The organism is Streptomyces termitum (assembly GCF_014650175.1).
GTDB lineage: Bacteria > Actinomycetota > Actinomycetes > Streptomycetales > Streptomycetaceae > Streptomyces > Streptomyces termitum.
Window position 1 is genome coordinate 1 of sequence record NZ_BMUL01000029.1, and the last position, 22,106, is coordinate 22,106.

20 protein-coding genes and 1 pseudogene are annotated in these 22,106 nt (G+C 73.1%); 11 read left to right on the forward strand and 10 right to left on the reverse strand.

Annotation, left to right across the window (positions count from 1 at the left end):
* Nucleotides 1-131 precede the first annotated feature (131 nt).
* Together IE219_RS30855 and IE219_RS30860 are read left to right on the forward strand one after the other, a co-directional pair.
* On the forward strand, nucleotides 132-1,004 hold the full coding sequence (locus IE219_RS30855) for a helix-turn-helix domain-containing protein (protein ID WP_189983549.1): 873 nt from the start codon (nucleotides 132-134) through the stop codon (nucleotides 1,002-1,004).
* 119 nt (nucleotides 1,005-1,123) lie between these two features.
* On the forward strand, nucleotides 1,124-2,236 hold the full coding sequence (locus IE219_RS30860) for a winged helix DNA-binding domain-containing protein (RefSeq protein WP_189983552.1): 1,113 nt from the start codon (nucleotides 1,124-1,126) through the stop codon (nucleotides 2,234-2,236).
* A 10-nt stretch (nucleotides 2,237-2,246) separates the two neighbouring features.
* Here the strand turns inward: IE219_RS30860 and IE219_RS30865 are convergent, their stop codons facing one another.
* Entirely contained in the window at nucleotides 2,247-3,068 is an 822-nt protein-coding gene (locus IE219_RS30865) for a helix-turn-helix transcriptional regulator (protein ID WP_373298922.1), read from the reverse strand.
* Between the two features lie 121 nt (nucleotides 3,069-3,189).
* On the opposite strand from IE219_RS30865, the gene IE219_RS30870 reads away from it, so the two are divergent.
* Entirely contained in the window at nucleotides 3,190-4,872 is a 1,683-nt protein-coding gene (locus IE219_RS30870) for an AMP-binding protein (RefSeq protein ID WP_189983554.1), read from the forward strand.
* Nucleotides 4,869-6,464: an AMP-binding protein gene (locus IE219_RS30875; RefSeq protein WP_189983556.1), complete on the forward strand. Its 1,596-nt coding sequence runs from the start codon at nucleotides 4,869-4,871 to the stop codon at nucleotides 6,462-6,464. Before IE219_RS30870 ends, IE219_RS30875 begins: the two co-directional genes overlap by 4 nt.
* Before the next feature lie 45 nt (nucleotides 6,465-6,509).
* On the opposite strand, the gene IE219_RS30880 is transcribed toward IE219_RS30875, so the two are convergent.
* From IE219_RS30880 to IE219_RS32655, 4 genes and pseudogenes are all read right to left on the reverse strand, one after another.
* Nucleotides 6,510-6,737, reverse strand: coding sequence for a hypothetical protein (locus IE219_RS30880; protein ID WP_189983558.1), 228 nt, complete (start codon nucleotides 6,735-6,737; stop codon nucleotides 6,510-6,512).
* A gap of 142 nt (nucleotides 6,738-6,879) precedes the next feature.
* Entirely contained in the window at nucleotides 6,880-7,416 is a 537-nt protein-coding gene (locus IE219_RS30885; RefSeq protein WP_189983560.1) for a GNAT family N-acetyltransferase, read from the reverse strand.
* Nucleotides 7,417-7,435: 19 nt separating this feature from the next.
* Nucleotides 7,436-8,191, reverse strand: coding sequence for a TIGR04222 domain-containing membrane protein (locus tag IE219_RS30890; protein ID WP_189983562.1), 756 nt, complete (start codon nucleotides 8,189-8,191; stop codon nucleotides 7,436-7,438).
* A 153-nt stretch (nucleotides 8,192-8,344) separates the two neighbouring features.
* Nucleotides 8,345-8,779: pseudogene (locus IE219_RS32655) on the reverse strand (hypothetical protein); the annotation flags it as partial.
* Between the two features lie 1,027 nt (nucleotides 8,780-9,806).
* On the opposite strand from IE219_RS32655, the gene gcl reads away from it, so the two are divergent.
* Nucleotides 9,807-11,594 carry a glyoxylate carboligase gene (gene gcl, locus IE219_RS30900; protein WP_189983564.1) on the forward strand — a complete coding sequence of 596 codons (1,788 nt, stop codon included), beginning with the start codon at nucleotides 9,807-9,809 and terminating at the stop codon, nucleotides 11,592-11,594.
* A 614-nt stretch (nucleotides 11,595-12,208) separates the two neighbouring features.
* Here gcl and IE219_RS30910 read toward each other — a convergent pair.
* On the reverse strand, nucleotides 12,209-13,060 hold the full coding sequence (locus tag IE219_RS30910) for a MerR family transcriptional regulator (protein WP_189983565.1): 852 nt from the start codon (nucleotides 13,058-13,060) through the stop codon (nucleotides 12,209-12,211).
* A 55-nt stretch (nucleotides 13,061-13,115) separates the two neighbouring features.
* Nucleotides 13,116-14,105, reverse strand: a complete 990-nt coding sequence (locus IE219_RS30915) for an ArsR/SmtB family transcription factor (RefSeq protein WP_189983567.1) — start codon at nucleotides 14,103-14,105, stop codon at nucleotides 13,116-13,118.
* A gap of 147 nt (nucleotides 14,106-14,252) precedes the next feature.
* On the opposite strand from IE219_RS30915, the gene IE219_RS30920 reads away from it, so the two are divergent.
* A complete protein-coding gene (locus tag IE219_RS30920; RefSeq protein WP_189983569.1) occupies nucleotides 14,253-15,479 on the forward strand; it encodes an MFS transporter in 1,227 nt (408 codons plus the stop codon).
* A gap of 394 nt (nucleotides 15,480-15,873) precedes the next feature.
* On the opposite strand, the gene IE219_RS30925 is transcribed toward IE219_RS30920, so the two are convergent.
* The 3 genes from IE219_RS30925 to IE219_RS30935 all read right to left on the reverse strand — a co-directional run bounded on the left by IE219_RS30925 (nucleotide 15,874) and on the right by IE219_RS30935 (nucleotide 19,314).
* Nucleotides 15,874-17,331: a catalase gene (locus IE219_RS30925; RefSeq protein WP_189983571.1), complete on the reverse strand. Its 1,458-nt coding sequence runs from the start codon at nucleotides 17,329-17,331 to the stop codon at nucleotides 15,874-15,876.
* Between the two features lie 196 nt (nucleotides 17,332-17,527).
* On the reverse strand, nucleotides 17,528-18,418 hold the full coding sequence (locus IE219_RS30930) for a 2-hydroxy-3-oxopropionate reductase (RefSeq protein WP_189983574.1): 891 nt from the start codon (nucleotides 18,416-18,418) through the stop codon (nucleotides 17,528-17,530).
* Nucleotides 18,419-18,462: 44 nt separating this feature from the next.
* Complete coding sequence (locus tag IE219_RS30935) at nucleotides 18,463-19,314, reverse strand: TIM barrel protein (protein ID WP_189983576.1); 852 nt, start codon at nucleotides 19,312-19,314, stop codon at nucleotides 18,463-18,465.
* A gap of 140 nt (nucleotides 19,315-19,454) precedes the next feature.
* On the opposite strand from IE219_RS30935, the gene IE219_RS30940 reads away from it, so the two are divergent.
* The 5 genes from IE219_RS30940 (at nucleotide 19,455) to pucL (ending at nucleotide 22,084) form a co-directional block, all read left to right on the forward strand.
* Entirely contained in the window at nucleotides 19,455-19,715 is a 261-nt protein-coding gene (locus tag IE219_RS30940; protein WP_043231600.1) for a YkoF family thiamine-binding protein, read from the forward strand.
* 44 nt (nucleotides 19,716-19,759) lie between these two features.
* Complete coding sequence (locus IE219_RS30945) at nucleotides 19,760-20,080, forward strand: helix-turn-helix domain-containing protein (RefSeq protein ID WP_189983608.1); 321 nt, start codon at nucleotides 19,760-19,762, stop codon at nucleotides 20,078-20,080.
* A 155-nt stretch (nucleotides 20,081-20,235) separates the two neighbouring features.
* On the forward strand, nucleotides 20,236-20,751 hold the full coding sequence (gene uraD / locus IE219_RS30950; RefSeq protein ID WP_189983578.1) for a 2-oxo-4-hydroxy-4-carboxy-5-ureidoimidazoline decarboxylase: 516 nt from the start codon (nucleotides 20,236-20,238) through the stop codon (nucleotides 20,749-20,751).
* A complete protein-coding gene (uraH, locus tag IE219_RS30955) occupies nucleotides 20,748-21,155 on the forward strand; it encodes a hydroxyisourate hydrolase (RefSeq protein WP_189983580.1) in 408 nt (135 codons plus the stop codon). Before uraD ends, uraH begins: the two co-directional genes overlap by 4 nt.
* 5 nt (nucleotides 21,156-21,160) lie before the next feature.
* Nucleotides 21,161-22,084 carry a factor-independent urate hydroxylase gene (pucL, locus tag IE219_RS30960; RefSeq protein ID WP_189983582.1) on the forward strand — a complete coding sequence of 308 codons (924 nt, stop codon included), beginning with the start codon at nucleotides 21,161-21,163 and terminating at the stop codon, nucleotides 22,082-22,084.
* The last annotated feature ends 22 nt before the right edge of the window (nucleotides 22,085-22,106 follow it).

Here is a 22,106-nt window from a genome sequence, read left to right on the forward strand (position 1 = left end):
CCCACTCGGCATCCGACAGTTCATGGCGACGTATCACAGCACCATGATCCACCAGCGGTAATCATTTGAAGACACTGCCTAGGAAGGATCTCTCCCAGGCAGAGCTTTTCCCTCGGTGCCATGCTGAAGGAATGGCTGATTCCGTGCATCTTCGTGAGCTCGGTGAGTTCTTCAAGCACCGCCGTGGTGAACTCACACCGGCACAGGTCGGGCTCCCCGAGCGCACCCACACCCAGCGCCGCGTGCGGGGGCTGCGCCGCGAGGAGGTGGCCGAGCTCGCCGCCATCAGTACCGACTACTACGTACGCATCGAGCAGGGCCGACTGGCACCGTCGCCGCCGGTACTTGAGTCCCTCGCGCGGGAGCTGCGGCTGGACGCCGACCAGAGGACGTACGCGGAAGGACTGGTCGACCAGGCCGCGCGCGCCGGACACCGCAAGACGCCGCGCCGGTCCCCGCGCCCCAAAGTGCACCCGCACCTGACCCGGCTGCTCGGCCAGCTCACCGGTACGCCCGCCCTCGTCTTCGGCCCGCGCCTCGACATCCTCGCCTGGAACCCACTGGCAGCACATCTGCTGTGCGACTCCGCGACCGTGCCCGAGCCCGAGCGCAACTACGTTCGCATGGTCTTCACCGACCCGGTGATGCGCGACATCTACCCGGACTGGGAAGACGTGGCCCGCACCTGCGTCGAAGTCCTGCGCATGGAAGCCGGAACGAATCCGACGGACCCAGCCCTCACCGCCCTCGTGGGCGAGCTGGCCGTCGCCGATCGGCAGTTCCGGGTCTGGTGGGCCGAGCACCGCGTCGCGCACCAGGACTTCGGCAGCAAACGCATCAGACACCCCGTCGTCGGCGATCTCACCCTCGACTGGGACACCTTCCGCTACGCCGGCGCCCCGGAACAGCAACTCGTGCTCTGGTCGGCCGAACCCGGCACCCCCGACGCGGAACGGCTGGCCGACCTGGCCCACGGCACGGCCCAGAGTCCGCAGTCTTCGTGAGCATCACTGCGACTGATCTTTTCGAGGAGCAGCGAACCGTCGCCGCTTTCGATACACCCCCTAGGGCGGCCGCTCATAGCGGACGGAATCTGTCCTGTACGGCTTGTACCGTCCCTCCCATGGACGCCCTCCCCCCGCTCTCCCGCCGCGCGCTCGGCCGTGCCACCCTCGCCCGCCAACTGCTCCTGAACCCCTCGCCGCTCGGGGCCGAGGAGGCCGTGCACCACCTGGTCGGACTCCAGGCGCAGAACACCAAGCCCCCGTACTACGCCCTCGCCGCCCGCCTCGGCGGCTTCCGGCCCGAGGACCTCTCCGCGCTGATGGAGTCCCGGGCCGTGGCCCGGATCGCGAGCCTGCGCTCCACCGTCCACACCCACACCGCCCGCGACACGGTCGCCCTGCGCGCCCTCGTCCAGTCGGGGGCCATCTCCCGGGAACTCGCGATGTTCCGCAAGGGGCTCGCCGGGGCCGACCCCGACCGGCTCGCCGCCCTCGCCCGCGCCTTCGTCGAGGCGGAGCCCCGTACCCCCGGCGAGATCCGCGCGCACCTGCTCCGGGAGTGGCCCGCCGCCGACCCGCAGGCCCTCACCCTCGCCGCCCGCTGCCTCCTGCCGCTCGTCCAGACCACCCCGCGCGGCCTGTGGGGCCGCAGCGGGCAGGTGCGGCTCACCACCGCCGACCGCTGGTTCCCCGGCCACGGGTACGACGCCGCCGACGCCGAGGAGCTCGTCCTGCGCTACCTCGGCGCCTTCGGGCCCGCCTCCGTCAAGGACGCCCAGACCTGGTGCGGGCTGACCCGGCTGCGGCCCGTCTTCGACCGGCTGCGGCCCCGGCTCCTCGCCCTGCGCGACGAGGACGGCACCGAACTCTTCGACCTGCCGGACGCGCCCCGCCCCGACCCGGACGTGCCGGCCCCGCCGCGCCTGCTGCCCGAGTTCGACAACCTGCTGCTCTCCCACGCCGACCGGCGCCGGATCGTCCCGGAGGAGTACCGGCACCGCACCTGGACCGGCAACCAGGCCCACCGCGTCCTCCTCCTCGACGGGGCCGTCGCCGGGCTCTGGTACCTGGACGAGGGCAAGGACCGCGTCACCCTGACCCTTGAGCCCTTCGCCCCGGTCGCCCGCGCCGACCGGGCCGCGCTCACCGAGGAGGCCGAGCGGGTCCTGCGGCTCACCGCGCGGAGCCCGTACGACATCGTCTTCCGCGCGGAGGGCGGCGCGGAAGGCTGACGGGGAGGGGTCAGGGCAGGAGGCCCGCGCGGCGGGCGGAGACGACGGCCTCCAGACGGGTGTGGGCGCCCAGCTTCCGCATCGCCGAACGCAGGTACCCCTTCACCGTCTCCGGGCTCAGCCCCAGCCGCCGGCCCGCCGTCGCGTTCGTCGCCCCCGAGGCGACCGCCGCCAGGACGTCCGTCTCGCGCGGCGTCAGCCGCACGTCCGCCACCGGCGCCGCCGGCCCCCCGGCGGCGGTCTCCAGCCGGCCGCAGACGGCCAGCAGCCGGGCCCGCAGCGCCGGGTCCACCACCCGCGGCGCGAGCGCCCGCAGCTCGCCGTACGCCTGCCGGACCTCCTCCCACGACGGGTCCGCCCCGGCCGGCGGCTCCGCCAGCCGGGCCGCCTCGTCCCGCACCGCCAGCGCCTGCTCCACGTCCCGGGCCGCCGCCACCGCCGCGTCCAGGACCCGCTCGCCCAGCGGCAGCGCGTCCCGCAGCGCCCCGTACAGCACCCCGCGCACCTGCCGCCGGACCACCACCGGCACCGCGACCACCGAGCGCAGCCCCTCCGCCGACACCGGCACGTCGTACTCGTGCGTGATGTGCCGGGCCGCCGGGTAGTCCGTCACCGCGCACGGCCGGCCCAGTGCCAGGCACTTCCCGCCCAGGCCGGAGCCGGTGGAGATGACCAGGCCGCGCAGGGCGGGGGTGACCGCCCCGTGCAGCTCGGCGATCCGCAGCCGGGGCCCGCCGTCCCGGAACAGCCCGCCGAAGACCACGGGCAGCCCGCTGCCCCGGCGCAGCCGCACCAGCGCCGCCCGCAGCTCCACCGCTTCCATCGCTTCCATCCGCTCCGACACGGAAGAACACTCCTTCCACGGTCCCCCCGAACACCCCCGAACGGGGGTAGTGAGACCTGGGTCACCGATTACACGATGAGCGGGACGGGTCCCGCAACGAGGAGGACACATGACGGCAACCAGCGCGACCGAGGAGTTCCGGGCCGCCCGGGACTTCCTGCTCCGGCACCGCGAGGACTACACAGCGGCGTACGAGGGCTTCGCCTGGCCCCGTCCCGAGCGGTTCAACTGGGCGCTGGAGTGGTTCGACGTCATCGCCGAGGGCAACGACGCCACCGCCCTCCACCTCGTCGAGGAGGACGGCTCCGAGGCCAAGGTGAGCTTCGCCGAGATGTCCGCCCGCTCGAACCGGGTCGCGAACTGGCTGCGTGCCCGGGGCGTCGCCGCCGGGGACCGGATCATCGTCATGCTGGGCAACCAGACCGAGCTGTGGGAGACCATGCTCGCCGCGATGAAGCTGCGCGCCGTCGTCATCCCCGCCACCCCGCTCCTCGGCCCCGCCGACCTGCGCGACCGGATCGAGCGCGGCCGGGCCCGGCACGTGATCGCGCGCGCCGAGGACACCGCCAAGTTCGACGAGGTGCCCGGCGACTACGGCCGGATCACGGTCGGCGGCGCCCGGGAGGGCTGGACGGGGTACGAGGACTCCGCCGCCGCCTCCGAGGTCTTCGCGCCCGACGGCCCCACCCCGGCCGACGACACGCTGATGCTCTACTTCACCTCCGGCACCACCGCCCGCCCCAAGCTCGTCGAGCACACCCACACCTCGTACCCGGTGGGGCACCTGGCCACGATGTACTGGATCGGGCTCAAGCCCGGCGACGTCCACCTCAACATCTCCTCGCCGGGCTGGGCCAAGCACGCCTGGTCGAACCTCTTCGCCCCCTGGAACGCCGGCGCGACCGTCTTCATCCACAACTACACGCGCTTCGACGCGGGCCGCCTGATGGCCGAGATGGACCGGCACGGCGTCACCTCCTTCTGCGCCCCGCCGACCGTGTGGCGCATGCTCATCCAGTCCGACCTCGGCCGGCTCGCCACCCCGCCGCGCGAGGTCGTCGCCGCCGGGGAACCGCTCAACCCGGAGGTCATCGAGGCGGTCCGGCGCGCCTGGGGCGTCACCATCCGCGACGGCTTCGGGCAGACCGAGACCGCCGTCCAGGTCTCCAACAGCCCCGGCCAGCCGCTGAAGGAGGGCTCCATGGGCCGTCCCAGCCCCGGCTACCGGGTCACCCTGGTCGACCCGGTGACCGGCACCCCGGACGTCGCCGAGGGCGAGATCTGCCTCGACCTGTCGGCCCGCCCGGTCGGCCTGATGACCGGCTACCACGGCGACCCGGAGAAGACCGCCGAGGCGATGGCCGGCGGCTACTACCGCACCGGCGACATCGGCAGCCGGGACGAGGACGGCTACATCCACTACGTGGGCCGGGCCGACGACGTCTTCAAGGCCAGCGACTACAAGATCAGCCCCTTCGAGCTGGAGAGCGCCCTCCTGGAGCACGAGGCCGTCGCCGAGGCCGCCGTCGTCCCCGCCCCCGACCCGCTGCGGCTCGCCGTCCCCAAGGCGTACGTCGTCCTCGCCGAGGGCTTCGAGCCCGACGCGGAGACCGCCCGCGCGCTCTTCGCCCACTCGCGGGCCGTGCTCGCCCCGTACAAGCGGGTCCGCCGCATCGAGTTCGCCGACCTGCCCAAGACCGTCTCCGGCAAGATCCGCCGGGTGGAGCTGCGCCGCCTCACCGCCGAAGGCGCCCCCACCGGGCCCGAGTTCACCGAGGGGGACCTGAAGTGACCGGTACGGAACTCTCCTACGCGCACGGGGTGTCGGAAACCCCGCTGCTCGGCGACACCATCGGCGCGAACCTCGACCGGGCCGTCGCCGCCTTTCCCGGCCGGGAGGCTCTTGTCGACCTGCCGACCGGACGGCGCTGGACCTACGCCGAGTTCGGCGCCGAGGTGGACCGGCTCGCCGGGGCGCTCCTCGGCAGCGGCGTCGGCAAGGGCGACCGGGTCGGCATCTGGGCCGTCAACTGCGCCGAATGGGTGCTGGTGCAGTACGCCACCGCCCGCGTCGGCGCCGTCATGGTCACCATCAACCCGGCCTACCGCGCCCACGAACTCGCCTATGTGCTCGACCAGTCGGGCGTCTCGATGCTGTTCGCCTCGCTCACCCACAAGGGCAGCGACTACCGGGCGATGGTCGAGGAGGTGCGGGGCGGGCGCCCCGGGCTGCGGGAGGCGGTCTACTTCGGCGACGCGAGCTGGGACGCCTTCGCGTCCCGCGACGCGGGCGGCCTCGTCCCCGAGCCGCTCTCCGCCGACGAGCCGGTCAACATCCAGTACACCTCGGGCACCACCGGCTTCCCGAAGGGCGCCACGCTCTCCCACCACAACATCCTCAACAACGGTTACTTCGTGGGCGAGATGATCGCCTACACGGAGGAGGACCGGATCTGCGTGCCGGTGCCCTTCTACCACTGCTTCGGCATGGTGATGGGCAATCTGGCCGCCACCTCGCACGGCGCCTGCGTCGTCGTCCCGGCCGCCTCCTTCGACCCGGCGGCCACCCTCCGCGCCGTCCAGGAGGAGCGCTGCACCTCGCTCTACGGGGTGCCCACCATGTTCATCGCCGAGCTGAACCTGCCCGACTTCGCCTCGTACGACCTCTCCACCCTCCGCACCGGCATCATGGCGGGCTCGCCGTGCCCGGAGGAGGTGATGAAGCGGGTGGTCGCCGAGATGAACATGGCGGAGGTGTCGATCTGTTACGGCATGACGGAGACCTCGCCCGTCTCCACCCAGACCCGCCGCGACGACGACCTGGAGCGCCGCACCGGCACCGTCGGCCGGGTCCTGCCGCACGTCGAGGTCAAGGTAGTCGACCCGGCCACCGGCCTTACCGTCCCGCGCGGCGCGGCGGGCGAACTGTGCACCCGGGGCTACGGCGTGATGCTCGGCTACTGGGACGAGCCGGAGAAGACCGCCGAGGTCGTCGACGCGGGCCGCTGGATGCACACCGGCGACCTGGCGGTGATGCGGGACGACGGCTACGTGCGGATCGTCGGCCGCATCAAGGACATGATCATCCGGGGTGGCGAGAACGTGTACCCGCGCGAGATCGAGGAGTTCCTCTACGGCCACCCCAAGATCGCGGACGTGCAGGTCGTCGGCGTGTCCGACGCGCGGTACGGCGAGGAGATCCTCGCCTGCGTGATCCCCCGCGACCCGGCCGACCCGCCGACCCTCGACGACCTCACCGCCTTCTGCCGCGACCGCCTCGCCCACTACAAGGTCCCGCGCCGCCTGGAGGTCCTCGCCGAGTTCCCCATGACGGTCAGCGGAAAGGTACGGAAGGTCGAACTCCGGGAGCGGTACGGGGACTAGGACCGGGCGGGGCGGGGCTCCGCGGGCCTGGAGGCGAAGGGGGCCCTACGGCTCCCGGGCGCGGCGGTCCCGCAGGACGCCCACGAGTCCGCCCGCCGCCGGGCCGAGCCACACGAGGACCGCGCCCACGGGGAGCGGGCCCGGGCCCAGCGCCCCGAGCACGGCGGCGATCAGCCCGAGCAGGGCGCACTGGGCCACCGCGTAGACCGCGACCGCACGCCGGGTGCTCCAGTCCCGCGTCCACTCCGCCACCCGGCTCCGCCGTCCGCTCATGTCCGCCCCCTCGCCGTCCCGCCGGTCCCGTCCGGGGACCGTGGGAAGGGTGGCACGCCCGGGACGCCCCGGGCACTGCCCGCGACCGGCAGGGGCGGCGGCCGTTCGCTGCCGGTACCGGCGGGGGATCGCCGGACATGCCCTAGACGGCGGCCTCCTCCGGGGTGGGCAGGTCGCGGCGCATGCAGACGCGGGGCCAGGCGGCCAGGCCGTGGGCGGCCTCGGCGCGGCCGATGGCGCGCAGGCCGTCGGTCAGGGCCGGGTCGCCGTCGGTGAGCGGGCGGAAGCCCAGGCGGGTGTAGTAGGGGGCGTTCCACGGCACCTCGACGAAGGTCGTCAGGGTGAGGGCCGACAGGCCCTCCTCCCGGGCGGCCCGCGCCAGGTGCTCGATCAGCGCCCGGCCGACGCCCCGGCGGGCGGCGTCGGGGTGCACCGACACCTGCTCGATGTGGGCCGCGCCGTCGACGGTCTCCGCCAGCAGGTACGCGACGGGCCGGTCGTCCCCGTCGACCGCCACCCAGGCCCGGCCCGCGGCCCGGTAGCCCTCCAGGACGTCCAGGGGCAGGGGGTCGTCCTCGGCGATCGCCGCCATGCCGAGACCGCGGAAGGGTTCGCCCGCCGCGCGTTCGATGGACTGGAGCAGCGGGAGTTCGGCCGGTTCGGCCGCTCTGATGCGCATACGCCAGTATGCCCCGGCGTCACGGGCGCTCCTCCGGCGGTTCCGGGCGGGACAGCAGGCCGCTGTCCCGGGAGAAGCGCGGCAGGAACAGGGCGAGGGCCGGGTCGCCGTACAGCGCCACGTAGAGCTGGACCAGCCGGCCGTCCGTCACCTCGCGCCGGTGCGCGGGCAGCGGGTGCCGCTCCCGCAGCTCGGCCAGCAGCCGCCGGGCGGCCCGGGTGGCGGGTGGCAGGCACAGCAGGGTCGGCGCCGCCACCAGGACGGGCAGCCCGGCCGCGACCACCGTGCCGAGCGCGGCCCCGCTCGCCGCGACCCCCGCCGCGAAGGTCGGCGGCACGGCGGCCAGCAGCAGCCAGGCCGCGCGCCGCCGCCCCGGCGGGCGCAGCAGCCCCGCCCGCCCCAGCTCGGCCCGCAGTCCGTCGACCGCCCGCCGGGCCTCGGGGCGCAGGGCGAGTTCCCGCAGTCCCAGGGCGTTGCGCAGCGAGCGGTGGACGCCCAGCTGCACCGGGTCCCGGGTCCGGCCCGGCCCGCCGTTGGCCCGAATCGTGCGTTTGCGCCCGGCTGCGACCGCTCCGTGCTGGTGCAGCGCCACCAGGGCGACCGTCACCGCCGCCAGCCGTCCGCCGCGCAGCAGGGCCAGGCCCTCCGGGCCGGGCGTCGCCCCGGCGGAGCCCGTACCGGACCCGTTCCGCGTGCGCAGCAGGACCGCCGCGGTCAGTACTTCGGCCCAGGCCGCGACGACCGCCGCCACGAACCATCCGCTCCCCGTCCCCATGCCGTCCACCCCCAGGTTCTTTGTGCCCGGGGGAGGGGGGTCCTCACGCGTGAATGGCCGGATCCGTTCCCCGCGCGCAAGGGCGCGGCTCGGCTCGGACGGGGCTCTTCGGGCGGTGGCCCGCGGAGCGCGGCGGCTTCGGGGCGGGGCGCCTCAGACGGCGCCGCCCGAGGTCAGTTCGTCGGCGGCGTCGTTCACGGGCTGCGGGGTGCCGGTGAGGTCGAGCACGAAGAGGGGCAGCCGGACCTCGGCGGCCCGCGCCCGCGCCTCCGGGGTGTATCCGGCCAGCGAGAAGAAGACGGCGACGGCGGAGGCGTTCATCCCGTGCAGCCAGAGGCACTCCACGGCCCGCAGCCCGGCCGGGGCGGTGCTCGGGTCGACCTGGGCGACGAGGCCGGGGCCGCGCAGGTCGGCTCCGGCGGCGTGCCGGTCCTCCGGCTGCCGCACCTCCTCGAAGCCGAGCCAGGCCAGGTACGCGGCCGCGGCGGCGACCGTGTCCCGCGCGGTGCGGATCGTGACCGGCCGGAAGGGGCCCCGCCGCGCCGCGGGACCCGTCCGCGGAGGCGGCGGGATGTGGGCGGGGTACCGCTCGGAGAACGGCGGGGTGCCGGTCCGGTCGGGGGCGGAGGAGTACGGATACGGGGACGGGTGCGGGTACGGGGACGCCGCGTCGTCGGCGAGGGCGTCGGGCTCGCCGGCTCCGTCGAGCCGGGCGTCCCACGCGCCCCAGCCGTCGTCGAGGGCGTGCGGGTCGAGCGGTTCGTACGGCACGGGCGGGACGTCGTACGCCTCGTCGGCCCCGTACGCCTCATCGGTCCCGTACATCCTGCCGGTCCCGTACGGCTCCGTGCTCCCGTACGTCCTGTCGGCCCCGTACGGCTCCGCGCTCCCGCGGGGCGCGTCGGCCTCGTGCGCCGCCGGGCTCCCGTGCGGCGCGTCCGTCCCGTACGCCGTCCCGCCCGCCCCGGCGGACGCGTCCGGCGCGGGTGCCGCGGGGACCGGGGTGACCGGGACCCGGAGCAGCGTCCCGCAGGGGCAGCCGAGCTCCGGCTGGGGCCAGTCGTCCTCGCGCCCGCAGGCCGCGCAGCGCACGGTGACCCACTCCTCCCGCCAGGTGCGGTGCCGGATCGGTTCGGGGGCGCCGCCGGGGAGCAGCGGCGGGGCGACCGGGCTTCCGCAGGCGCAGGGGAAGACGGGTGCCGCGTACGGATGTGTCCGCAGGCACTCCGGACAGCGCACCGATACCGACTCACTCACGCCGAACCCCCTCTTCTCGCCCGTCCATCGTCCACCCATCCGGCCGTTCGGGGGGCCGACTTCGGTCATCAGGGGCGTTTCCCGGCCACCTTCCGCCGCCTTTCCGCCGTCCTTCTCCGTTCCCGCCCGATCCGCCTCCGCTCTCCTTCCGGCCCGCTCCCGACCTGCTGGGGGAGGTCCGGTCCGGCGCCGTCCGGCCCCCGGGAGGTGCCCGCCCGGCGGGCGGTCCCTTGACGGCTCCCCGACCCCCACTTACATTGCTTCCGTATAGCAGAACAGAACTTCCGCATTATGGAAACAAGGTTCGGGCGGTCCGTCCGGCCCCCTGTCTCCCCCCGGTTGAAGCAGGAGTCCTCCCATGCCCCGTATGACCGCCGCCGCAGCGGCCGTTGAGATCCTCAAGCGCGAAGGCGTCACCAACGCGTTCGGCGTGCCCGGCGCGGCGATCAACCCCTTCTACCGCGAGCTCAAGAACGTCGGCGGCATCAGCCACACGCTCGCCCGCCACGTCGAGGGCGCCTCCCACATGGCGGAGGGCTACACCCGCGCCAAGCCCGGCAACATCGGCGTCTGCATCGGCACCTCCGGCCCCGCCGGCACCGACATGATCACCGGCCTGTACTCGGCCATCGCGGACTCGATCCCGATCCTGTGCATCACCGGCCAGGCCCCGGTCTCGAAGCTCCACAAGGAGGACTTCCAGGCCGTCGACATCGCCGCCATCGCGGGTCCGGTCACCAAGAAGGCCACCACCGTCCTGGAGGCCGCGCAGGTCCCCGGCGTCTTCCAGCAGGCCTTCCACCTGATGCGCTCCGGCCGCCCCGGCCCGGTCCTCATCGACCTCCCGATCGACGTCCAGCAGACCGAGATCGAGTTCGACCCCGAGACCTACGAGCCGCTGCCGGTCTACAAGCCGCGGGCCACCCGCGCCCAGGCCGAGAAGGCCCTCGGCTTCCTCCTGGAGTCCGAGCGCCCGCTGATCGTGGCCGGCGGCGGCATCATCAACGCCGACGCCACCGACCTCCTCGTCGAGTTCGCCGAACTGACCGGCATCCCGGTCATCTCCACCCTCATGGGCTGGGGCACCATCCCGGACGACCACGCGCTCGCCGCCGGCATGGTCGGCGTCCAGACCGCGCACCGCTACGGCAACGCGACCTTCCTGGAGTCCGACTTCGTCCTCGGCATCGGCAACCGCTGGGCCAACCGCCACACCGGCTACAACCTCGACGCCTACACCCAGGGCCGGAAGTTCGTCCACGTCGACGTCGAGCCCACCCAGATCGGCAAGATCTTCGCCCCGGACTACGGCATCGCCTCCGACGCCAAGGCCGCCCTGGAGCTCTTCGTCGCCATCGCCACGGAGTGGAAGGCCGCGGGCCGGCTCCCCGACTTCACCGCCTGGGCCGCCTCCGCGCAGGAGCGCAAGGCCACCCTCCAGCGCCGCACGCACTTCGACAACGTGCCGATCAAGCCGCAGCGCGTCTACGAGGAGATGAACAGGGCCTTCGGCCCGGAGACCCGGTACGTCACCACCATCGGCCTCTCCCAGATCGCCGCCGCGCAGTTCCTGCACGTCTACAAGCCGCGCCACTGGATCAACTGCGGCCAGGCCGGCCCGCTCGGCTGGACCATCCCGGCCGCCATCGGCGCCGCCACCGCCGACCCGGAGACCCCGGTCGTCGCGCTCTCCGGCGACTACGACTTCCAGTTCATGATCGAGGAGCTGGCGGTCGCCGCCCAGCACAAGGTCCCCTACGTCCACGTCCTCGTGAACAACGCCTACCTCGGCCTGATCCGCCAGGCCCAGATCGGCCTCGGCATCAACTTCGAGGTCAACCTCGAGTTCGAGAACATCAACACCCCCGAGATCGGCGCCTACGGCGTCGACCACGTCAAGGTCGCCGAGGGCCTCGGCGTCAAGGCCATCCGCGTCACCGACCCGGAGGAGCTGGGCGAGGCGCTGGAGCGGGCCAAGAAGCTGGCCGTCGAGCACCAGGTCCCGGTCGTCGTCGAGGCGATCCTGGAGCGCATCACCAACATCGCGATGAGCCGGACCGTCGACATGAGCGACGTCACCGAGTTCGAGGACCTGGCCACCGAGCCGGGCCACGCCCCGACCGCGATCAAGCCGCTCGCGGTCTGATCCACCCGGGCCCGCGCCCGCCCCGTCGCCTCGCGCACGGGGCCCGCGGCCCCGCCTCCGGGGTCCCCGTCCCCGCGAGACCCGTGCCCGGCCGGTTCCCCACCGGCCGGGCACGCGGCACGTTCGGGGGACGGCGGATAGATTGGAGAGCCACAGCAGGAGCCGAAGCCGGAGCCGTATGGCGAGGAGGACCCCATGACCACCGTCGTCCGCCTGGTCACCCGCGCCGAGCTGGACGAGGCGCACACCACCGCCCGCCAGGTGTCGGTGTCGGCCCGGCTGGAGGCCGAACTCTCCGACGGGCGCGTCCTCGTCCTCCTCGACGACCGGGGCTGGGCCGAGAGCGTCCTGGGCGACGGCGACCTCCGGGCCCTCCTCACCCGGGACTCCCTGGCCGAGACCGCCCGCACGGTCGTCGGCCCCCGACGAGCCCCACGGCGGCGAGACCGCCGAGGAGGCCGCCGCCGCGCACTGGGCCGCCCTCGCCGACGGCCTCGCCCGCCGGGGCGTGAGGACCGCCCCCGCCGCCCTCGCCCGCCTGCCCCACGCCGTCGACCTCGGCCCGCGCCTGCGCGCCTGGGCCGGCCTCGGCGGGGGCTGACCCGGAGCCCCCGTCAGTCCCGCGGGGCGCCGGGGTCCTCGATCGGCCAGGCGATCTCCAGCAGGTTCTCCGGGGAGTCGGGGGTCCCGGTCCAGCGGCGGTGGATCAGCCGGACCGGGCCCGCGAAGGCGAAGCCGTGCTCGGCGATCCAGCCGGCGACGACGTCGTACGCGCCGAGTATCCGGGGGAAGGCGGCGGCCGCCCCCTGGACCTCCGTGCAGGCGAGGGCGGTCTCGGGCAGGTCGCGCACGGTGATGCCCTCGGGCAGTCCGGCCGGCTGCGCGCCGTCCTTCCAGAAGGGCAGGCACGCCTCGACGAGCGTCTCGTTCTCGTCGTCGCACACCCCGTGGAAGCGGATGAAGGCGGGGCCGGCGAAGGTGAGCGGGCCACGGCCGGCGGCCGCGTACAGCTCCTGGTAGGCGTCGCGCAGGAAGGCGTCGAGCCCGGAGTTGCCGAGGGTCGCGGCGCGGACGAGGACGCGCTCGGCGGCGCCCTGGCGGACGGTGACGCGGTGGGTCATCTCTGCTCCTTCGGAGAGTCGGTCCAGCAGGTCGTGGGCGGTGGCGCGCTGTTCCGCCAGGCGGCGTTCGGCCGCGTGCAGGCGGGTGCGCAGCGCGGCGGAGAGCTCCGCCGCGCCGAGGTCGAGGAGCCGGCGCACCTCCTCGACCGGGACGTCCAGCCGGCGCAGCGCCCTGATCGTCTGCGCCGTACGGACCTGGTCGCGCCGGAAGTAGCGGTAGCCGCTCATCGGGTCGACGAACGCCGGCACGAGGACGCCACCGGCGTCGTAGTGCCGCAGCGCGGTGATCGAGAGGCCGGCGGCCTGCGAGAACTGCCCGATCGGCAGCAGGTCGTGTTTCTCCATGGCGCCGACTGTGCCGTCTCGCGTCACCCGAGAGTCAAGCCCGTGCCCGGAATCCTCAGGGCCGTTCCTGGGCCCGTACGAGGACGGTGCCGGCTTCCGTGCGGTCGTACAGGACCGAGCGGCCCGCCCGGCGGCGGCGGATCAGGCCCGCGTCGTGCAGGACCTTCAGGTGCCGTCCCACCGAACCCAGGCCCTGACCGGTCAGGGCCACCAACTGGCTGGTGGACAAAGGGGTTTCGAGGCGCAGCAGGACCCCCGCGCGGGCCGGCCCGAGCAGGGCGCCCAGCGCCCGGGGCACCAGCGGGCCCGCCCCGTCCGCCAGGACGCCCGCGCACGGGTAGACGATCGCGTACCGCTCACCGGCCTCCGGCGCGTCGTCCCACGACACCCAGCCCGTCGCGGGCGTCACCGGCACCAGCAGCAGCCGCCCGCCCGTCACCGAACGCGGCGGATAATCACGGGCGTTGACCTGGAGCCGGCCGTCCCCCAGCCAGCGGGTCCGGCCCGGACACAGCTCGTCGAGGGCCGCCGCCCAGCCGTCCCGCGCCAGCCGCGCCGTGCGGGCCGCCACATCGGCCTCCATCACCCGGCGGCGGCGCGGCCACTCCGGCAGCACCGTCTCCCGCCACACCCACTCCAGCAGCGCCGCCAGCCGCCCCGGCAGGTCGGGCGCCGCCGCCAGCGGCTCCGGCACCGGGCCGCCGACCGACACCGCCAGGTCGGCCAGGGCGGCGGCGGGCGGGGTCGCCCGGACCACCGCCACCTCCTCCTCGAAGCCGCGCTCGCCGTGGCCCAGCGGGGTGGGGGTGAGGAAGTCCGCGTTCCAGGTGGGGCTGATCGCCGCCCGGACCAGCAGCGCGTCCAGCGGTTCGGCGGCGAGCCGGGCCCGGTAGGCGGGCAGGTGCCGGGCGAGCCAGGCCCGCTCGCCCGGGTGCCCCGCCCGGCCCGCGTGCAGCGTCTTCAGCGAGGCGACGGTCTCCGCGAGCGGCGATACGAGGAACCGGCTGCCCGCGAGCGTGTCCGCGCCGACCCGCCACCACCCCATGCCGTGACCCCTCCCCGCGCCTCGCGGCCCTCGCCGTCCCGGAGACCGCCTTCCCGGCTCCGGGGCGCGTACACCTCTTCCCGGTACGGGCTTTCGCCGGTGCGCGAAACAGTACCGGCGCCCGGCCGGGTGCCCCACGCTCCCCGCATGCCCCTTCCCGCCCCGCCGCCGACGGCGGACGCCCCGCCGCGCTACCGCGACCTCCTGCGCACCCCCGAGTTCACCCCGCTCTTCCTGGCCGGTGCCGCGCAGACCGCCGCACAGACCGTGGCCGGGCTCGGACTCGCCACCCTGGTCTTCCGGGCCACCGGCTCCCCGCTGCTCAGCGCGCTCGCCCTGTTCGGTCCGTCGCTGGCCCAACTGGTCGGCGCCCTCACGCTGTTGTCGGCCGCCGACCGGCTGCCGCCGCGCACCGCGCTCGCCGCGATCTCCGCCGTCTTCGCCGCGGGCACCGCCCTCCAGGCGCTGCCCGGACTGCCGGTCGGCGCGTCGTTCGGCCTCCTCGCCGTCCTCGGCCTGGTCGGCTCGCTCGGCGGGGGAGTGCGGTACGGGCTCCTCGGCGAGATCCTGCCCCGGGAGCGGTTCCTGCTCGGGCGCTCCGTGATGAACATGGCGGTCGGGGTCTGCCAGATCGCGGGCTTCGCCACCGGCGGCCTGCTCCTCGCCGTGCTCTCGCCGCGCGGCACCCTCCTCGTCGGCGCCGCGTTCCATCTGCTCGCCGCGGTCCTCGCCCGCCGGGGGCTCACCGCCCGTCCGCCGCGCGCCACCGGCCGGTCCTCGGCCGCCGAGACCTGGCGGACCGACGTCCGGCTGCTCTCCTCCCGCCCGCGCCGCCTGCTGTACCTGGCGCTGTGGGTGCCGAACGGACTGATCGTGGGCTGCGAATCGCTCTTCGTGCCGTACGCCCCCGACCGCGCCGGGCTCCTCTTCGCCTGCGCCGCCCTCGGCATGCTGGCGGGGGACGTGGCGGTCGGGAGGTTCGTGCCCGAGCGGCTGCGGGGGCGGCTCGCCGCACCGCTCCAGGCCCTCCTCGCGGCCCCGTACCTGCTCTTCGCGCTCGGCGCGGGGCTGCCGACGGCGCTGGCGGTGGCGGCCGTGACGGTCTCCGCCGCCGGCTACGGCGCGAGCCTCCTTTACCAGGAGCGGCTGCTGGCCCTGGTCCCGGACGACACGGCCGGGCACGCGCTGGGCCTGCACGCCTCCGGGATGCTCGCCTGCCAGGGGCTGAGCGCGGCACTGGCGGGCGGGCTCGCCCAGCTGGCCTCCCCGGCGACCGCGATGGCCGTCCTGGCGGCGGCCTCGCTCACCGTCAACGCCGCGCTCGCCGCGGGGCTGCGCGCGGCGGGCGGGGGCCCTGGGGGCGCGGGCGCGTGAAAAAGGAAAGAGCGCGGAACCAGGGACCGTAAACCTGGTTCCGCGCTCTCGTTCGTGGACCGCCCGGCGGCGCGAGGGCTGGCGCGACAGGACGTTCGCGCCGCCGGGCGGAGAGGGTGGCCCCTGCGCGGGGCTCCCGGGGCGGACCCGGGCTTGTCCCCTTATACAGGGGGCGGGCGTTGGGACCGCGGCGGCACCGACGGACGCTTCGGCCGGTCCCTTCCTTCAGGTCAGGAAGGGGGCCGGGCGTCCTGGCCACCGCACTGGCTCGATGCCGCCGCGGTCCTCACGCTGTCCGGCGGACACCGACCACCCCTCATCCGGGCCGGTGCCTCCGGACGGCGTACGGCATTGACCTCCCGTCAGATGCCGTACGCGGTCTGGGAGTACGAGATCAGTCCTCGCGCAGGGCGCGGACGGCCTCCTCGACGCGCTTGCCGTACTCGGCGTCGGCGGCGGCGAAGTGGGCGAGGTTCTTCTCGATGACGTCCTCGCGGGACACCTGGGACAGACCGCCGGCGATGTTGGCGATCAGGCGGGACTTCTCGTCCTCCGACATCAGCCGGTACAGCTCGCCGGCCTGGAAGAAGTCGTCGTCCTTGGTGTGCTGCGGGGCGGCGTGGGTGCCGGTCCAGCCGTGGATCGCGAGCGGCGCGGAGAGCGGCGCGTCGGTCTGGGCCGGGCCCTGGTACGAGTTGGGCTCGTAGTTCTTGTCGTGCCGCGAGCCGTAGCGGGTGGCCATCAGGCCGTCGCGCCCGTAGTTGTCGGCGGCGGTCGCCTTCGGGGCGTTCACCGGCAGCTGGGTGTGGTTGACGCCGAGGCGGTAGCGGTGGGCGTCCGCGTAGGCGAAGAGGCGGCCCTGGAGCATCTTGTCCGGCGAGGGGCCGATGCCCGGCACGAAGTTGTTCGGGGAGAACGCGGCCTGCTCGACCTCGGCGAAGACGTTGTCCGGGTTGCGGTCGAGGACCATCCGGCCGACGCGCTGGAGCGGGTAGTCGCTGTGCGGCCACACCTTGGTGAGGTCGAACGGGTTGAAGCGGTACTCGGCGGCCTCGGCGGCCGGCATGACCTGGACGTACAGGGTCCACGAGGGGGTGACCCCGCGCTCGATGGCCTGGAGCAGGTCGGTCTGGTGCGAGTTGGCGTCCTGGCCGACGAGCTCGGCGGCCTGCTCCGAGGAGAGGCTGCGCACGCCCTGGTTGGTCTTGAAGTGGTACTTCACGAAGAAGGCTTCGCCGGCCTCGTTGGTCCACTGGTAGGTGTGGGAGCCGTAGCCGTTCATGTGCCGGTACGACGCCGGGATGCCGCGGTCGCCCATCAGCCAGGTGACCTGGTGGGTGGCCTCGGGGGCGTGGGCCCAGAAGTCCCAGACGTTGTCCGCCTCCTGCTTGCCCGTGAACGGGTCGCGCTTCTGGGAGTGGATGAAGTCGGGGAACTTGATCGGGTCCTTGATGAAGAAGACCGGGGTGTTGTTGCCGACGAGGTCGTAGTTGCCCTCTTCGGTGTAGAACTTCACCGCGAAGCCGCGCGGGTCGCGGACGGCGTCGGCGCCGCCGAGCGAGTCGGCCACGGTGGAGAAGCGGATGAAGAGCTCGGTCTTCTTGCCGACCTCGCCGAGGAAGTCCGCCTTGGTGTAGGCGGTGACGTCGTCGGTCACCTCGAAGTAGCCGTAGGCGCCGGAGCCGCGGGCGTGCACCACGCGCTCCGGGATGCGCTCACGGTTGAAGCGCGCGAGCTTCTCCAGCAGGTGCTGGTCCTGGAGGAGGAGGGGGCCGCCGACGCCGGCGGTGGCGGAGTTCTGGTTGTCGGCGACGGGGGCGCCGGACTCGGTCGTAAGCACGCGCTGCGTCATTTGTCGGGGCGGCCTTTCCGTACAGGATGCTGCGGACGATGCCGTGGAGCGTAAGTTCGCTCGGAACACAGCGTCAACAGTTTGTTGAAAATGAAGTGTGGTGTTCCGGTCGGCGGCGGCGCCTGGGCGCGACAGGACAGGTGTCAGCGCCGCCGCCGACCGGAAATCTGGGGCCCCGGGAATCCGGGGCGGTGGATCAGACCTGGGCGCCGGAGAGGCGCTCGACCGCGCGGAGCAGGGCCGAGTGGTCCAGGCCGCCGTCACCCTGCGCGCGCAGCGAGGCGACGAGCTGGGCGACCACGGCGCCGACCGGGAGGGCCGCGCCGACGTTGCGGGCGGCGTCGGTCACGATGCCCATGTCCTTGTGGTGCAGGTCGATCCGGAAGCCGGGCTTGAAGTCCCGGTTCAGGAAGTTGTCCTTCTTGCGGGTCAGCACGGTCGAGCCGGCCAGACCGCCGTTGAGGACGTCGAGGGCGGCGGTCAGGTTCACGCCGGACTTCTCCAGGAAGACCACGGCCTCGGCGCACGCCTGGATGTTCACGGCGACGATGAGCTGGTTGGCCGCCTTGACCGTCTGGCCGGAGCCGTGCGGGCCGCACAGGACGATGACCTTGCCGAGGGCCTCCAGGATCGGGAGGGCCTCGTCGAAGTCGGCCTGCTCGCCGCCGACCATGATGGAGAGCACGGCCTCGATGGCACCGGCCTCGCCGCCGGAGACGGGGGCGTCGATGACGCGGATGCCCTTCTCCGCGGCGTTCTTCGCCAGGTCGACGGAGGTCTGCGGGGTGATCGACGACATGTCGATGACCAGCGCGCCCCGCTTGGCGTTCTCCAGGATGCCCTCGGGGCCGTAGGAGATCGCCTCGACCTGCGGGGAGGCGGGCACCATCGTGATGACCACGTCGGCGTCCTTCACGGCCTCGGCGATCGAGCCGGCCGCGGTGCCGCCGGCGGCCGCCAGGCGCTCCAGCTTGTCCTGCTCCAGGGTGAAGCCGGTCACCGAGTAGCCGGCCTTGATCAGGTTCTCGGACATGGGGGAGCCCATGATGCCGAGGCCGATCCACGCGATCTTGGGGAGGTTGCTCATGAGGGTGCCTCTCAAAACAAGGTGATACGGGGAGGGAGCCTGCGTCAGCGGGCCGGGCGGGCCTCGGCGGGGAGCCACTCGAAGGACGCGGCGGCGTCGGCCGCCTTGTACTCCAGGCCGACCCAGCCGTCGTAACCGGCCTTCCTCAGCTCGCCGAGGAGCTGCTCCAGCGGGAGGTCGCCGGTGCCCGGGGCGCCGCGGCCCGGCATGTCCGCGATCTGGACGTGGCCGGTCTTCGCCGCGTACTCGGCGATGACCGCGCTGACGTCCTCGCCGTTCATGGCCAGGTGGTAGATGTCGAGGAGGAACTTGGCGTTGCCGAGCCCGGTGGCCTCGTTCACCTTGTCGACGACCTCGATCGCGGAGGGGGCGCTCACCAGCGGGTAGAGCGGCGACTCCGGCTTGTTGAGGGTCTCGATCAGCAGGATCGCGCCGACGCGGTCGGCGGCGCGGGCGGCCGTGACCAGGTTCTCCAGGGCGAGGGCGTCCTGGGCCTTGGGGTCGACGCCCTCCACGCGGTTGCCGTAGAGCGCGTTGAGCGCCGTGCAGCCGACCGAGGCGGCGAAGTCCGCGGCGACGTCGATGTTGGCCCGGAAGCGCTCGGACTCCTCGCCCGGGACCGAGACCGCGCCGCGGTCCGGGCCGGGGAGCTGTCCGGCGTAGAAGTTCAGGCCCACCAGCCGGGTGCCGGCGTCGTCGAGGGCCTTCTTGAGGGCGTCGAGCTCGCTCTGCTCGGGGGTGGCGGTGTCGATCCAGGGCCACCACAGCTCGACCGCGGTGAAGCCGGCCGCGGCGGCGGCCGCGGGGCGCTCCAGGAGCGGGAGTTCCGTGAAGAGGATCGACAGGTTCACATCGAAGCGCTGGTCCGTGCCGGCGCCTACTGAGAAGCGGGCCATGAGGGCGGCGCTCCTTCCGTATTGCGGAAGTAAGTTTCTGTCTGACGGAATGTTGCAAGCGGGTGGCGCTCCTTGTCAAGGGGCCCCCTCCGCTCCGGGGCTCCCCAGGGGCCCGGTACGGGCCGTAGCGTGGGGCCATGGTGCGTTTGAGAGTGGAGTTCACGACCGAGCCGTTCGACCTCGACGAGGCGCCGGCCCACGCGGTCGTGGCCCGTGAGGTCATCCAGTCGGCGGAGCTGGACGCCGTCGACGTCGGCCCCTTCGGCAACACCGCGGAAGGCGGTGCCGACGCCGTCCTCACGGCCGTCGACGAGCTGCTGCGCAAGGCGCTCGCCGCCGGAGCCACCCGGGTCTCGCTCCAGGTCAACGTGATCGGTGAGGGCGGGGAGGACGCGAAGTGACCGAGCACCCCTTGGCGGCGGCGGTGAAGCCGCTGGTCGACGCGATGGGCGCGGAAGTGCTGGAGCCGGGGGAGGCGGCGGCCGACGACGTCGTCCTCTCCTGGGACGGCCAGGACGTCCTCGCCGTACGGCTGCCGCAGCTGTCGGACTCCCTGGACCACATCCTCGCGGCGCTCCAGCGGCGGCACGGAATGCCGCTGGCGGATCTGGACCGCAAGGCCAAGCAGGAGGTGGTCCGGGTCCTGGAGGCGCGCGGTGCCTTTTCGGTGCGGCACGGAGTGGAGACGGTGGCCGGCGCCCTGGGGGTCAGCCGCTTCACCGTCTACAACTACCTGAACAGGGAAAACGCCTCCAAGAACGCCTAGTTGATCAAGTATGGCTACAAGCCGTCGCCCGGATGTCGGGGCGACGGCTTTCGTGTCACCGACTTTTCAACAAAGTGTTGACGTCGTGTTGCCGAGGGCGTTAGCTATCCGCAGCCCGTCCGACGCACAGCGAAAAACAGCCACGGAGGCTTCCCGTGACTTCAGGTACGACACCGGGTCTCACCCGGTTCAACACCACGGCGGACAGCGAGGCTCTCGCCGCGCTCCACGAGGTGTGCTCCAGTTCGGCGTGGGGGAGCAAGATCCTCGCCCAGCGCCCGTTCCCCACCGCCGAAGCCCTCTTCCTCGCCAGCGACGCCGCCATGGCCGAGCTGACCGCGGAAGACCTGGCCGAGGCGATGGCGGGCCACCCGCCGATCGGTCGTCCGAAGGAAGGGGACCCGACCTCCACCCGCGAGCAGAGCGGGATGGCCGGGGCCTCCGACGCGCTCAAGGCCGAGATGCTCGAACTGAACCTGGCCTACCAGGACCGGTTCGGCCACGTCTTCCTCATCTGCGCCACCGGTCTGACCGGCGAGCGGATGCGCGACGCGGTCAGGGAACGGATCGGCAACTCGCCCGAGGCGGAGCGGGAGACCGTCCGCACCGAACTCGGCAAGATCAACCGCATCCGGCTCGCCCGACTCGCAGAGGAAGAGACCGCCGCATGAGCACCGACACCACCGCATCGGTGTCCACCCACATCCTGGACACCAGCATCGGCCGCCCCGCGGAGGGCGTGGCGATCACCCTCGCCGCCCGCGCCGGCTCCGGCGCCGCGTGGGTCGCGCTCGGCGGCTCGGCCACCGACGCCGACGGACGGTGCAAGGACCTGCCGGCCCTGCCGGTCGGCACCACCCACGTGCGCCTCGACTTCGAGACCGAGGCGTACTTCCTGACCAAGCAGAACCAGCAAGCCGAGGCGCAGCAGGACGCCCCCGCGAATCGGGACAGCGGTCCGGACGGTGCTTTCTTCCCGGAGGTGGCGATCACGTTCGCCGTCGAGCCGGGCGAGCACTACCACGTACCGCTGCTGCTCAACCCGTTCGGCTACTCCGTTTACCGAGGGAGCTAGCAGACATGCCCACGATTCTCGGCCAGAACCAGTACGGCAAAGCAGAGAACCGCGTCGTCAAGATCACGCGGGACGGCGCCACCCACCACATCAAGGACCTGAACGTCTCTGTCGCCCTCTCCGGCGACCTCAGCGACGTCCACCTCACCGGCTCCAACGCCCACTGCCTCCCCACCGACACGACGAAGAACACCGTCTTCGCGTTCGCCAAGGAGTACGGCATCGAGTCCGCCGAGCAGTTCGGCATCCACCTCGCCCGCCACTTCGTGACGAGCCAGGAGCCGATCAAGCAGGCCCGCATCCGGATCGAGGAGTACTCCTGGGAGCGCATCGCCTCCTCGGACGCCAACTCCAAGTTCATCGGCGCCGACGAGGTCAACCACTCCTTCGCCCGCAAGGGCCAGGAGACCCGGGTCACCCAGATCACCTACGACGGCGAGAAGTGGGAGGTCATCTCCGGCCTCAAGGACCTCGTCGTCATGAACTCCACCAACTCGGAGTTCTGGGGCTACATCAAGGACCAGTACACCACCCTCCAGGAGGCGTACGACCGCATCCTGGCCACCCAGGTGTCCGGCCGCTGGCGGTTCAACTGGACCGACGACGAGCAGCGGATGCCCAACTGGGAGCGGTCCTACGAGCAGACCAAGCGGCACATGCTCGAAGCCTTCGCGGAGACGTACTCGTACTCCCTCCAGCAGACGCTGTACCAGATGGCCACGCGGATCATCAACCACCGCGCGGAGATCGACGAGGTGCGCTTCTCGCTCCCCAACAAGCACCACTTCCTGGTCGACCTCGAACCCTTCGGGCTGAAGAACGACAACGAGGTCTACTACGCCGCGGACCGCATGTACGGCCTCATCGAGGCCACGGTCCTGCGTGACGGCGCCACGGCGCTGATCCCGGTCGACATGACCAATCTCTGAGCGGCACCTCATCTCTGAGCGG

Coding starts and splice junctions, on each gene's coding strand:
- IE219_RS30870 (WP_189983554.1), top strand. CDS start 3,190: ATGACGGCAACCAGCGCGACCGAGGAGTTCCGGGCCGCCCGGGACTTC.
- IE219_RS30890 (WP_189983562.1), bottom strand. CDS start 8,191: ATGGGGACGGGGAGCGGATGGTTCGTGGCGGCGGTCGTCGCGGCCTGG.
- IE219_RS30880 (WP_189983558.1), bottom strand. CDS start 6,737: ATGAGCGGACGGCGGAGCCGGGTGGCGGAGTGGACGCGGGACTGGAGC.
- IE219_RS30855 (WP_189983549.1), top strand. CDS start 132: ATGGCTGATTCCGTGCATCTTCGTGAGCTCGGTGAGTTCTTCAAGCAC.
- IE219_RS30925 (WP_189983571.1), bottom strand. CDS start 17,331: ATGACGCAGCGCGTGCTTACGACCGAGTCCGGCGCCCCCGTCGCCGAC.
- IE219_RS30930 (WP_189983574.1), bottom strand. CDS start 18,418: ATGAGCAACCTCCCCAAGATCGCGTGGATCGGCCTCGGCATCATGGGC.
- IE219_RS30915 (WP_189983567.1), bottom strand. CDS start 14,105: ATGGGGTGGTGGCGGGTCGGCGCGGACACGCTCGCGGGCAGCCGGTTC.
- uraH (WP_189983580.1), top strand. CDS start 20,748: ATGAGCACCGACACCACCGCATCGGTGTCCACCCACATCCTGGACACC.
- IE219_RS30945 (WP_189983608.1), top strand. CDS start 19,760: ATGGGCGCGGAAGTGCTGGAGCCGGGGGAGGCGGCGGCCGACGACGTC.
- IE219_RS30885 (WP_189983560.1), bottom strand. CDS start 7,416: ATGCGCATCAGAGCGGCCGAACCGGCCGAACTCCCGCTGCTCCAGTCC.
- IE219_RS30920 (WP_189983569.1), top strand. CDS start 14,253: ATGCCCCTTCCCGCCCCGCCGCCGACGGCGGACGCCCCGCCGCGCTAC.
- IE219_RS30860 (WP_189983552.1), top strand. CDS start 1,124: ATGGACGCCCTCCCCCCGCTCTCCCGCCGCGCGCTCGGCCGTGCCACC.
- pucL (WP_189983582.1), top strand. CDS start 21,161: ATGCCCACGATTCTCGGCCAGAACCAGTACGGCAAAGCAGAGAACCGC.
- IE219_RS30865 (WP_373298922.1), bottom strand. CDS start 3,068: ATGGAAGCGATGGAAGCGGTGGAGCTGCGGGCGGCGCTGGTGCGGCTG.
- IE219_RS30910 (WP_189983565.1), bottom strand. CDS start 13,060: ATGGAGAAACACGACCTGCTGCCGATCGGGCAGTTCTCGCAGGCCGCC.
- IE219_RS30935 (WP_189983576.1), bottom strand. CDS start 19,314: ATGGCCCGCTTCTCAGTAGGCGCCGGCACGGACCAGCGCTTCGATGTG.
- gcl (WP_189983564.1), top strand. CDS start 9,807: ATGCCCCGTATGACCGCCGCCGCAGCGGCCGTTGAGATCCTCAAGCGC.